This window comes from Mesorhizobium sp. CA13, from assembly GCF_020165235.1.
Lineage (GTDB): Bacteria > Pseudomonadota > Alphaproteobacteria > Rhizobiales > Rhizobiaceae > Mesorhizobium.
The window spans coordinates 456,870-468,844 of record NZ_JAIUHS010000003.1; the positions used below are offsets into that span (position 1 = coordinate 456,870).

An 11,975-nucleotide genomic window follows, 5' to 3' on the forward strand; every position below is an offset into this window, starting at 1 on the left:
CGCACGGTTAAATTCCATCTTCGCCTTGCGCCTTGGTGTCGTGCTTGCGCAAGACGCAGGGATGGCGCAAACAATTGCCAAAAGTGCTGGAGTTTCCGGGCATTGCGCCAGCTTCAGCAATCAATGCGTCCACATCGCGAGTCTCGTCGGCAGTCCGTGTTTTGAACGCGGATTCATTTGACGAACCGACGTTGAGCCGATTAGCTTTCTTTCCCAGGGTCGGCAGCGCTGCCGCCGGGGTGAAGACAGACAATGAACGCGATCGGTCGGCCGAGTTTCAAGAGCCTGAACCAGGAGGGTATTGTCTTTGCCATAGCGGTGATGCTGTTCATTGCCGCGGCCATAGGCCTGCCGGGCTTCATCGCTCCGAACAATCTCGTTGCCATCGTTCGTTCGGTCTCGGTATTGGGCATATTGGCGTTGGGCATGGCGGTCGTCATCATCGGCCGCGGCATCGACCTGTCGGCGGTGGCGATCATGGCGATGTCGGTCGCCTGGTATCTGCAGTTGATGAATTCAGGAACGCCTGACGGGCTCGCCTTCGCCTATGTGCTGGCCGGCGTGCTCGCCATCGGCCTGCTCAACGGTTTTCTTGTCGCCTATGCCGACGTGCCGGCGATTTTCGTGACGCTGGCGACCGGCTCCTTCGTCTTCGGCTATGTGCGCTCGCAACTGATCACGCAGGATGCCGTTCCGGTGCCGCAGGGCCATTGGGTGGAACTGCTCGGCGGCATGCGCCTCCTCGACATTCCCATCGAGGTGTTCGTCTTCGCTGGGCTCGCCTTCCTGTTCTTCCTGTTCCTGCGCTACACCAAATGGGGCCGCTACATCTATTTCGCCGGCGACAATCCGGTCGCCGCGCGCAACATCGGCGTGCCGGTGCGGCCGATGCTGGTACTGCGCTATGTGCTTTCCGCCTTCGTCGCGCTGATTGCCGGCCTGCTGACGGCGGCCAGCCTGCATTCGATCAACACCCGCGTCGTCAACTCGACGCTGCTCTACGACATCGTGCTGGTGGCGGTGATCGGCGGCATCGGCCTTTCGGGCGGGCGAGGTGGGGTGCGAAACGTGCTGGTCGGAGCGGCGCTGATCGGCATCCTGCTCAATGCGATGACCATCATCGACATTCCGCTGCTCTACCAGAACCTGATCAAGGCGGCGATCCTGCTCGGTGCCATCATCGTCGACGGCATCATCAATCCGCGCGACGAACAGACGGCGCAGCAGGGCGACATCTAGAGCATGATCCCGAAAAATGGGAACCGGTTTCGGAAGAGATCATGCTCAAACAGGAAGACTAAGCCAAAGCGGGCGGTTGGGGCCGGCCGCTGATAACAACGACCAACCAGAGGATGTGACATGAAACTGATCAAGACACTCATGGCGGCCGCTACGGCGCTTGCCGTCACGGCCTTCGTGGCGCCGAGCTTCGCTGCCGACGATCCGGGTCCCGCTGCCTATGCGCAGGCACTCAAGGGCAAACGCGTCATGCTGGTGCCGCTGGCGATGGGCTTCGACCTGGCGCAGGGCTGGGCTCACTATCTGAAGACCGAAGTCGAGGCCTGGGGCGGCACGTTCGAGACGCGCGACCCGAACTGGGTCGTCGATGCCGGCGCGCAGGCGATCACCGACGCCATCTCGTCAGACACCAGGCCTGATGTGCTGATCATCCACGCCCCGGATCTCAACTCCTACTCCAAGCTGATGAAGAAGGCGCAGGCAGCCGGCACCTATGTGATCCTGGTCGACAATCCCGCCAATTTCCCGGCCGATGCCTTTGTCGGCAGCGATTGGGACCGGCTCGGCCAACTCGAGGCGGAAGCCGCGATCAAGGGCTGCGGCGAGAACTCGTCCAAAAAGATCGGGCTGGTGCAGGGCGACCAGGCGAATTCCTCCAGCCTCTACCAGTACGCCGGCATCATGAAGGTGCTGGACAAGCATCCCGACTTCCAGGTCGTCGCCAAGCCGGACTCCAACTGGGACGCCACCACCTCGCGCAATGTGACCACAACGATGCTGCAGCAGCATCCCGACATCTGCTCCATCATCGACTTCTGGGACGGCGACGCCACCGGCGCGTCCGCTGCGATCCGCGACGCCAAGCTCGACGGGAAGGTTTTTCTCGTCACCACTGGCGGCGGCGAAAAGGCGGCCGACTGCGACAAGCTGGCCGACGGCACCTATGGCGCGGTTGTCATGACCGACCTTGCCCGACAGTCGGGGGACATGAACGCCATCATAAAGTTCCTGCTGCAGAGCGGCCAGCCGGCCGGCACGTCGCACACCTACATCTACACGCTGGAGAAGGCGACGACCAAGGCCGACCTCAAGCCCGACAGCTGCTGGGACCTGAAGGCTCTGCAGGCCGAAGCGGCGGCGAAGTAACCGGTTCTCGTGAAACCGATAGCTGCGAGGTGGCCGGACCGTCCGGCCACCTCTTTCTCTTTCCTTTTCCTTTTTCTCTCGCGGCAGCAGTGAGCCGATGTCCTTTCGCGAACGCCTCCAGTCCTGGCGCTACAATCTCGTTCCCGACCATCTGGTCGGCGAAATCCTGACCAAGCGCTGGACCGACAACGCCATTCCCTTCCTGGCGCTGGTGGCGACACTCAGCGTGTTCGGTTCGATCATTCCGGGCTTCTTCAAACTGACCTCGCTGCAGGAATCGACCCGCCAGCTCGGCGAATTCTCGATGGTCGTCACCGGCATGACGGTGGTGATGCTGGGCGGCGGCATCGACCTGTCGGTCGGCTCGATCTTTGCGCTGTCCTGCTTTTCCGCCGTCTATGTCTTCTTCATCCTCGAACAGTCGATCTGGCTGGCGCTGGCCGCTTCGCTCGCCGCCGGCCTCGTCTTCGGCGCCGTCAACGGCTATCTCGTCGGTTACCTCAGGCTGCGCGCCTTCCTCACCACGCTGGTCACCTTCATTTTCGGGCGGGCGCTGTTCGATATCCTGGTCACCACCTATGCCGCCGACGTGCAGCTTTCCCAGGCCACCTCCGATGTGCTCGACTTCATCGGCGACGGCACCTTCTGGGGCCTGTCGGTCTCGGTGTGGCTGGCCATTATCCTCGCCATCGTCACTCATATCGCGCTGACGCGCTCGCGGCCCGGCTGGCATGTGCTGGCGGTCGGCGGCTCCCGGCGTTCGGCTCACAATGCCGGCATCCGTGTGCGCCGCACCGTGTTCATGACTTATGTCTTCTCAGGCTTCTGCGCCTCGATCGGCGGCTTCCTCATCGCCTGCCGCTTGAGCGGGGCGGGGCCAGGCACCGGCCTCAACCTCGAGATCATGGCGCTGACCGCGGCGGTGGTCGGCGGCGTCAGCCTTGGCGGCGGGCGCGGCTCGGTGATCAAGGGGCTGATGGGCGCCATCATCGTCTTGACCATGACCAACGGGCTGATCCGGCTGGGCTACGGCACCGGCACCAACCAGATGGTGCTGGGCATCATGCTGGCGGTGGCGGTGACGATCGACATCCGCTGGTTGAAGAATCGCCACAAGGTGCTGAACGAGGTCTACGTCGCGCCGGTCTATCTCAGGATGGGCGAGACGCAGTCGGCGGCGCCCGGTTCTGGCACGCCTTATGAACTCGACAACGGGCTGTCGGGCGCCGACCATATCGGGCTCGGCGAACTGGAAGGACCGGAAGATGTCATCCTCGACCGTGACGATCATCTCTATTGCGGCACGCGCCATGGCGAGATCGTCCGCTTCTTCGCGCCGGACTACGTGAAGTCGGAAGTGTTCGCTCATATCGGCGGCTTTCCGCTCGGCCTTGCCTTCGACAAACCAGGCAATCTGATCAGTTGTGTCGGCGCCATGGGGCTCTATTCCGTCTCGCCCGATCGCGAGGTGAAACGCCTGTCGGCCGAAACGTCGCGCTCCTGGACGTCGGTCGTCGACGACGCACGGCTGCGCGATCCCAACGACTGCGACATAGCGCCGGACGGCCGCATCTATTTCACCGACTCGACCAAGCGCTACGACGCGCATGACTGGGCGCTGGATTCGATCGAGAACCGCGCCACCGGCCGCCTGCTGGTCTACGACCCGAAGGACGGATCGACCAGGACGCTGCTCGACGGCTACCGCTACACCAATGGTGTGTGCATGGCGCATGACGGCAAGTCGCTGTTCTTCGCCGAGAGCTGGGTCTGCCGTGTGCATCGCTACTGGCTGGAAGGGCCGAAGGCCGGCACCGCCGAATGCGTTATCCGGGACATGCCGGGCTATCCTGATAACATCAACCGCGCTTCCGACGGCAATTACTGGATGGCGTGGCTCGGCATGCGCACGCCGAGCTTCGACCTGTCGCTGCGCCATCCCGACATGCGCAAGCGCATGACGCGACGGCTGCCGCAGGACGAATGGCTGTTCCCCAACATCAACACCGGGGGCGTCGTGAAATTTACGGAAAAAGGCGGCATCGTCGAAGCGATGGGCGACCTCTCGGGCGGCGCGCATCCGATGGTCACCTCGATGCGCGAGCATAAGGGATATCTTTTCGTCGGCGGCATCCTCAACAACCGCATCGGCCGCTACAAGATTGCTGGCGCCGACCCGAATTGGACCAGCCCGGCTTCCTATTGGGGAGCAAAGTAATGATCCTCGATCCGATCCTGGATATATTTCGCGGCAAGGCGGTGACGATCCCGCCGCTGGACGGCGCTTTCCGCCCCAACACGCGGCTCGATGATGCGCCGGCTTTTGTCGAACTGACCGAGCCGGACAATCTGCTGGTGGCTGGCGACAAGCTGCTCGTTTCCAGCGGCAACGCCGTCTATTCGATTGCCGCCGGAACCGCGCCCAAGCTGGTCGAGACCTTTTCGTCCACCGTTTCCGCGCTGGCGCTCTCGCCATCGGGCGAGCTGGCGGTCGGATTGGAAAGCGGCAAGTTGCTGGTCGGCGGCAGGGATGTTTCGCTGCCGGCCGGTGTCAGCTGCATCACCGCGCTCGCCTATGCCGACGACGGCGCGCTGTGGCTGGCCAATGGTTCGGCTGAATACGCGCCATCGCAATGGGCCGCCGATTTGATGAAGAAAGGCGCGTCGGGATCGCTTTGGAAGCAGGATGCGGCAGGCGGGGACTTCCGCAAGCTGGCCGGCGCCATCGCCTTTCCCTATGGGCTCCATCCCGTCGGCGGGGACGTGCTGGTCAGCGAGAGCTGGCGCCATCAGCTCATCCGCTTCGGTGCGGCAAGCGGCAGCCGCTCGACGGTGTTGACCCATCTGCCCGGCTATCCCGCGCGGCTGTCGCCATCCGCCGATGGAGGCGCCTGGCTGACGCTGTTTGCGCCGCGCAACCGGCTGATCGAATTCGTGCTGCAGGAGACGCATTACCGTCAGGACATGATCGAGCAGGTGCCGCCGGCCTACTGGATCGCACCGGCGCTGGCCTCAAGCCGCAGCTTCCTCGAACCGCTGCAATGCGGCGGCATCCGCACGATGGGCATCCACAAGCCCTGGTCGCCGAGCCGCTCCTACGGTCTGGTGGTCAGGCTCGACCAGAACATGCAGCCTCGGTTCAGCCTGCACAGCCGCGCCAACGGCATACGTCACGGCATTTGCAGCGTGCTTGAAAAAGATGGCGAACTGTTTGTCGCCTCGAAGGGCGGCGACTGCGTGTTGGCTATCGCTTCGGGAAGTTTTTGATGGAACCGATCGTTCGCCTGGAGAATGTCACCAAGAATTATCGCGGCGTGCCCGCGGTGAAGAACGTCACCTTCGACCTGCGCAAGGGCGAGATCCACGCGCTGCTCGGCGAGAACGGCGCCGGCAAGTCTACGCTGACCAAGGTCATCGCCGGCGTGGTCGGCGCCAGTTCGGGCAAGATGTTCCACAAGGGCCGGGAGATCGCCTACGCCTCGCCGCACGCAGCGCTCGAAGCCGGCATCGCCATGGTGTTCCAGGAAACCAGCTTGGTGCCGTCGATGACGGTGGCGCAGAATCTTTATCTCGGTACCGAGAAATTCCTCAACCGGCTGCGCGGCACCTACATTTCCGCGCAGCAGTTCCTGCAGTCGTTGAATTTTCCGGTCGACCCGAACGCGATGGTGGCGACGCTTGGCGCGGCCAAGCGCCAGATGGTCGAGATCGCGCGCGCCGTGCACCACAATGCCGAGATCATCATCTTCGACGAGCCGACCGCGACGTTGACGCCGGAGGAGAAGCGGCACTTCTTCGCGCTGATCCGGCGCCTCAAGGCGCGCGGCGTCTCCATCGTCTTCATCAGCCATGCGCTGGAAGAGGCGCTGCTGATTGCCGACCGCATCACCATCCTGCGCGATGGCGAGTTGGTCATCACCGACGACACGGCGGCCTTCGATCGCGACCGGATCGTCGCCGCCATGGTCGGGCGCACGCTATCGGGGCAGATCTATCGCCAGCGAGACGAGGCCAAGCTGCGCAAGGCGGGGAAGAAAGTTCTGTCGGTGCAGGACATCTCAATGAGCAATGTCGTGCGCAACAATTCGTTCTCGATCTTCGAAGGCCAGATCACCGGCGTGTTCGGGCTGATCGGTTCCGGCCGCACCGAGACGTTCAAAATCGTGTCCGGCATCTACAAACGCGATTTCCTGCGCGGCGGGGCGATCGAGCTGGACGACAGGCCGGTGCGCTACCTCGTGCCGAGCGAAGCGGTGGCCGATGGCATCGTCTACGTCACAGAGGATCGCAAGAGCGAAGGCATTTTCGAGACGATGGGCATCGCCGAGAACCTGTTCGGCGGGCTGCTGGCAGCAGGCCGCGAAAAGGGCTGGGTGATCAACCAGCAGGAGATGCGCGCGCTTTCAGCCGAATGGACCAAGACGCTGAACATCAAGGCGATCAACGACAATGCGCGCGTGGTCGAGCTCTCCGGCGGCAACCAGCAGAAGGTGGTGATCGGCAAGGGGTTGGTGCAGAAGCCGCGCATCGTCATCTTCGACGAGCCGACGCGCGGCGTCGATGTCGGGGCCATCGCCGAAATCCACCAGATCATCAACCGGCTGGCCGACGAGGGTCTGGCCGTGGTCGTCATCTCGTCCTACCTGCCGGAGATCATGAACCTGTCCGACCGGATCCTGGTCTGCCGTCAGGGCCGCATCGTCGAGGAGTTTTCGCCGGCGGAGGCGACGGAGGAGAAGATCATGTATGCCGCGGTGCATTAGAGCTGTGTCGGTATTCAGGTGAGGCCGGCCTGCAAACGCTGGCTTCCTGCGCTTCAGGTGCTCACGTGCTTCAAGTACACTCTGCTCCGGTTCTCGGAACCCGCCGTTTTCGAGTCGGCCTGACCTGAATCTCGACACACCGTCGCGATGCCGTTTGCACTGCAAAAGCGAATAGGCGAATGAAGTGAATGGATTGGCGGCGGCTGTTCAGCGTCCGATTCAATCGTGCGGCATCGAGAAACGAAAGGAAACACCATGTCTACCACCAGACTTCTGAACGATGCCGAGGTGGAGAAAATCCCGGCAGTGAAGGCGGTGTTCGATGATATCCGCGCGACGCGTAAATCCGATTTCGTCAATAATTTCTGGCGTGGGCTGGCCAATGATCCTGCGGCGCTGAAGCGGGTGTGGGAGCAACTCAAGGCGGTCATGGTCGCCGACAGCGCGATCGATCCGTTGACCAAGGAGATGATCTACATCGCGGTGTCGACCGCCAATGGCTGCTCCTACTGCGTCCATTCGCACACCGCGGCGGCGCGGGCCAAGGGCATGACAGACGCACAGCATGGCGAGCTGGTGTCGATCATCGGGTTGGCGGGACAGACCAACCATCTGGTGACGGCAATGCAGATCCCGGTCGATCCACAGTTCGAGGTGAGATGAGGAAAGATGCGCTACACCGGCCTATAAACCTTCTCCGCCGCGTTCCAGAAAATGTCGGCTTCCGCCGCCGTGCCATGCTTCTCCACCGCATCGCGGTGCGCCTTCATCAGTTCGGCGTGGCTGGTCCACAGTTTTTCGATGGGAAAGTTCGAGCCGAACATCAGATGATCGCTGCCCAGAATGTCGATCGCATTGTCGATGATGTAGGCGATCAGCGCCGGGTCGTTGCGGTGAACGAAGGTGCCGAGGCCCGAAAGCTTGGCGTAGAGATTGGGTGCCCCCGACAGCGTGCGCAGTCCGGCCTTCCAGGCTTCGGTGGTTTCCGGTTCCATGCCGGTCAGCATGCCGGTGTGAGTCAGGATGAAATTCGTCTCCGGGTTTTCGCCGACCAGCGTCAGCCCGTCCTTCATCTGGGCGGGGAAGAGCTGCAGGTCGAAGGACAGGCCATAATCCTTCAGCCGCGCGACGTTGGCGCGGACCTTGGGGTCGATCACCTGATCGGCCGAGGCGGCGAAGCGGAAGGCCGGGGTCTCGTGCCAGTGCAGTTGCATGCGCACGCCGCGCAGCAGCCTGTATTTCATCAACCGGTCGATCTGCGGCCTGACATCGTCCACTGTCATGTCGGCATAGCCGACGATAGCGTGCGGCCAGCCGGTCTCGTCGGCGGTCTGCTGCAGGAAGGCGACCTCGTTCTCGAAATCCTCCTTGGCCCAGTTGGTCTGGACATAGACGGCTTTTTCGACGCCCGAACCTTTTTGGTCGGCCAGAAATTCACCGATCGGATAGTCGCGGCGGATCGGCTCGTAGGGGCCGAAGATGCGCGGCACCATCGGGCCGACCAGCCATGGTTGGTCTTTCTGGCGCCAGATGTGGAAATGCGCGTCGATGGCTTTCTGCATCACGATACCCTTTTCCAGATGGTCGCGGCCGCCGGGGCGGGGCGTGCGAGCGACAGGATGAAATCGGTGAGGCCGGCCAGCGACGAGCCGTCGACCAGATCGTCGAGGTCGGGCAGGATGGCGCGCAGCGCCGCTGTCGCCGGCTGGAAGCGTGGATCGCCGGCCAGCGGGGTCGCCAGCGATAGCCGGAAGGCGCGGGCGCTAAGCCTGCGCATGGCAATCTCCAGTTCGGCATGGTCGCCGCGCTCCAGCGCGTCGGAGAGAATGACGACCGCGGCGCCGCGCGTGAACGACGAAAAGCGCGGCACCGAGAGGAATGCCAGCAGGGTCGGTCCCATGCGGGTACCGCCATCCCAATCGTCGACCTGGCTTGCTGCCCACGCCAGCGCCTGATCGCGGTCGCGGATGCGCAATGCCGAGGTGATGCGGGTGAGCCGCGTGCCGAAGGTGAATGTCTCGGCGCGATCCGCGCCCTGCACGGCGGCATGCGCCAGCTTGAGATAGTCGGCGGTGTGCAGTTTCATCGAGCCTGAGACATCGATCAGCAGCAACAGCTTGCGCGGCACGATCTGGCGGCGACGCAATAGCGGCCAGGGGACATCGCCATCGGCGCCGACAATTTCCCTGAGCGAGCGGCGCAGGTCGAGCTTGCCGCGGGAATGAGTACGCACCGTGCGGAAGGAGCGACGGGCGGGCAGGGCCGATGACAGCTTTCGGCGAAAGGTGGTCAGACTGTCGTGGTCGCGCTGGAAGTCGCGCGTGCTCAACTGCTCCAGGGCCGAAGACAACTCGCCGCCTTCCTGCCTCTGCTCGGCCTCGATCCGTTCATCGTCGGCACCGCCATCATCCTTGATGCGCGTTTCCTCGTCGGCGTCGCCTTCGATCACGGCTGACGCGTTGCCATAGAAATGGCTCTGGAAATGGGCTTCGAATTCGGCGCGGCGATCGGGCGGCGGCGCCAGCGTGGCAAGGGCTGCCTCGCGTATGTCCGCCATCGAGCGTGGTCCGAGCAAGGTTATCGCTTGCATGAAGCTGGTGACTTGTTCGGGGGCGATGGCAAAGCCGTAGCGGCGCAGCATCCGGCCGAAGCTGAGGAAGGGCGCCGCCGCACGGGGCAAGCTACGGTCGCGCGGCATGGCAGAAATATTCCAACCGTTGCGTTCCTTCGCGCCCCCCTCTGTCCTGCCGGACATCTCCCCCACTTGGGGGGAGATCGGATGTCATCCCGGCTTTCGCCAATCTCCAACGTTGCAGGATTGAGCGAAGCGCCGAGGTTGCTGATCTCCCCTCTTGTGGGGGAGATGTCCGCCAGGACAGAGGGGCGCGCTGTCCCGCCGGCGTCAGGGAGAAGGGCGCGCTGAGATCGCGGCTCACGCCAGCGCCTCGTCGACGATGCGGCCAAGCTCGGGCGCGATGTAGGACAGATCCTCCTCGTCCTTGATCAGCACGCCGATGGCGCGGCGGAAGGCTTCCGGCCAGGGGCTGCCGCCTTTTTCCAGGATGGTCGCGGCATTCGCCCATTCGACGGCCTCGGCGATGCCGGGCGGTTTGGCGAGTGGACGCGCGCGGATGTTCTGCACGGCGGACGCCACAGCGCGTGCCGTTGCCTCTGCGACATCGCCGGCGCGCAGCATGATGATGGCCGCCTCGCGCTCGGCATCGGGATAGCCAATCCAGTGATAGACGCAACGCCGCCGGAGCGCTTCGGCGAGTTCGCGGGTGCGGTTGGAGGTCAGGATGACGATCGGCTGTGCGGTGGCGCGGATGGTGCCGCGCTCGGGAATGCTGATCTGGAAGTCGGAAAGAAACTCCAACAGCAGCGCCTCGAATTCGTGGTCGGAACGGTCGATCTCGTCGACCAGCAGGATGCGCTGCTCCGGCGCCTTCAGCACCTGCAGCAGCGGGCGGGCGATCAGAAAGCGGTCGTCGTAGATATCGACTTCTTGCTCGCCGGCATGGCGGATGGCGAGCAGCTGGCGCTGGTAGTTCCACTCATAGAGCGCATGTGCGGCGTCTATGCCTTCATAGCATTGCAACCGCACCAGATCGCGGCCGAGCAACTCGGCGATTGCCTTGGCCGCTTCCGTCTTGCCGACGCCCGGAGCGCCTTCGAGCAGCAGCGGCTTACCCAGCCGGATCGCCAGGAAGATGGCCGTCGCCAGGCTTTCATCAGCCAGATAATGCGAGGCAGCGAGGCGCTCGGCGACCGCTTCTGGCGAAGTCGCGACCGTTTCGGCGTTTACCTCGGGCATGTCGGTCCTCAGGTCGTCGCTTGCGCCTTGAGCGCGCGCAAAATGCGTTCCGGCGTGATGGGCAACGTGTCGATGCGCACGCCGACAGCGTCGAAGACGGCATTGGCGACCGCCGGAATCTGTGGATTGGCGCACATTTCGCCAGGCCCCTTGGCGCCGTAGGGACCATCTGCCGAGGGCCGCTCCAGCACGATGATCTCGGTCTCGGCGAGATCGCCGGGACCCGGCATCAGGTACTGGTTGAAATCGGTGCCGCCATGGTCACGGTTGGGATAATAGGGTTCGGTCGCTTCGTAGAGCGCGTGGCTGATGCCCATCCACGAGCCGCCGACCAGCTGCTGCTCGACCATTTTCGGGTTCAGCGCGCGGCCGATCTCGAAGACGTTCTTCACCGTCAGCACGGTGACTTCCCCGGTCTCGTCGTCGACCTCGACCTCGGCCACCGTGCAGGCATGCGCATAGCAGGTCGATGGCTTCATCGCGCCGGTCTCCTTCTCCGGATAGGAGCGCGGGATGAGAAACATGCCGCGTCCCGAGATCGAGCGGCCGCGCTTGAAATGCGCCGACAGCGCGACGTCGAAGATCGAGATCGATTTCTGCGGCGCGCCTTTGACCAATATGTTGCCCTGGCCGTCGGTCTCGAGGTCGGAGGCGTTGACCTCCAGCTCCTCCGCGGCCACTTCGAGCATCACCTGGCGGGCTTCCTTGGCCGCCTGGATGACGGCGTTGCCGGCGCGGTGCGTGCCGCGCGAGGCGAAAGTGCCCATGCAGTGCGGGCCGGTGTCGGTATCGGCGGTGTCGACGACGACGCGGTCCGTCGGCACGCCGATCGTCTCAGCGCAGATCTGCGCCATGATCTGCTTCATGCCCTGGCCGAGATCAACCGATGACAGCGTCACCATGAAATTGCCGGTCGGGGTGGAGTGCACCAGCGCCTGGGTGGGGTCGCCGCCGAGGTTCATGCCCGTGGGATAATTGATCGCGGCAACGCCGCGCCCGCGCCTGATCGCCAT

At 63.5% G+C, this 11,975-nt stretch carries 11 protein-coding genes; 6 read left to right on the plus strand and 5 right to left on the minus strand.

The genetic code is table 11. The features are described from left to right. Positions 1 to 7: 7 nt before the first annotated feature. The gene (locus LB566_RS11210) at positions 8 to 253 is read right to left on the minus strand and encodes a hypothetical protein (protein WP_224624455.1); all 246 of its coding nucleotides are present in this window, start codon (positions 251 to 253) and stop codon (positions 8 to 10) included. Between LB566_RS11210 and LB566_RS11215 the strand changes: the two genes are divergently transcribed. The 6 genes from LB566_RS11215 (at position 253) to LB566_RS11240 (ending at position 7,811) form a co-directional block, all read left to right on the plus strand. Further along, positions 253 to 1,239 (plus strand): ABC transporter permease, encoded by a 987-nt coding sequence (locus LB566_RS11215; protein WP_224624456.1) that lies wholly within the window; start codon positions 253 to 255, stop codon positions 1,237 to 1,239. The genes LB566_RS11210 and LB566_RS11215 overlap by 1 nt on opposite strands. 120 nt (positions 1,240 to 1,359) lie before the next feature. Further along, positions 1,360 to 2,385 carry a sugar ABC transporter substrate-binding protein gene (locus tag LB566_RS11220; protein WP_224624457.1) on the plus strand — a complete coding sequence of 342 codons (1,026 nt, stop codon included), beginning with the start codon at positions 1,360 to 1,362 and terminating at the stop codon, positions 2,383 to 2,385. A gap of 97 nt (positions 2,386 to 2,482) precedes the next feature. Further along, a complete protein-coding gene (locus tag LB566_RS11225) occupies positions 2,483 to 4,603 on the plus strand; it encodes an ABC transporter permease (protein ID WP_224624458.1) in 2,121 nt (706 codons plus the stop codon). Next, positions 4,603 to 5,652, plus strand: a complete 1,050-nt coding sequence (locus LB566_RS11230; RefSeq protein WP_140553813.1) for a hypothetical protein — start codon at positions 4,603 to 4,605, stop codon at positions 5,650 to 5,652. Before LB566_RS11225 ends, LB566_RS11230 begins: the two co-directional genes overlap by 1 nt. Next, positions 5,652 to 7,148, plus strand: coding sequence for a sugar ABC transporter ATP-binding protein (locus LB566_RS11235; protein WP_140553815.1), 1,497 nt, complete (start codon positions 5,652 to 5,654; stop codon positions 7,146 to 7,148). The genes LB566_RS11230 and LB566_RS11235 overlap by 1 nt, the downstream gene beginning before the upstream one ends. A gap of 255 nt (positions 7,149 to 7,403) precedes the next feature. After that, positions 7,404 to 7,811 (plus strand): carboxymuconolactone decarboxylase family protein, encoded by a 408-nt coding sequence (locus LB566_RS11240; protein WP_224624459.1) that lies wholly within the window; start codon positions 7,404 to 7,406, stop codon positions 7,809 to 7,811. 11 nt (positions 7,812 to 7,822) lie between these two features. Here the strand turns inward: LB566_RS11240 and LB566_RS11245 are convergent, their stop codons facing one another. From LB566_RS11245 to LB566_RS30340, 4 genes are all read right to left on the minus strand, one after another. After that, complete coding sequence (locus LB566_RS11245) at positions 7,823 to 8,710, minus strand: amidohydrolase family protein (RefSeq protein WP_224624491.1); 888 nt, start codon at positions 8,708 to 8,710, stop codon at positions 7,823 to 7,825. Further along, positions 8,710 to 9,846, minus strand: coding sequence for a vWA domain-containing protein (locus LB566_RS11250; RefSeq protein WP_224624460.1), 1,137 nt, complete (start codon positions 9,844 to 9,846; stop codon positions 8,710 to 8,712). Before LB566_RS11250 ends, LB566_RS11245 begins: the two co-directional genes overlap by 1 nt. A gap of 234 nt (positions 9,847 to 10,080) precedes the next feature. Next, positions 10,081 to 10,962: an AAA family ATPase gene (locus LB566_RS11255; RefSeq protein WP_140553821.1), complete on the minus strand. Its 882-nt coding sequence runs from the start codon at positions 10,960 to 10,962 to the stop codon at positions 10,081 to 10,083. 8 nt (positions 10,963 to 10,970) lie between these two features. Next, positions 10,971 to 11,975, minus strand: a complete 1,005-nt coding sequence (locus tag LB566_RS30340; protein WP_263496114.1) for a xanthine dehydrogenase family protein molybdopterin-binding subunit — start codon at positions 11,973 to 11,975, stop codon at positions 10,971 to 10,973.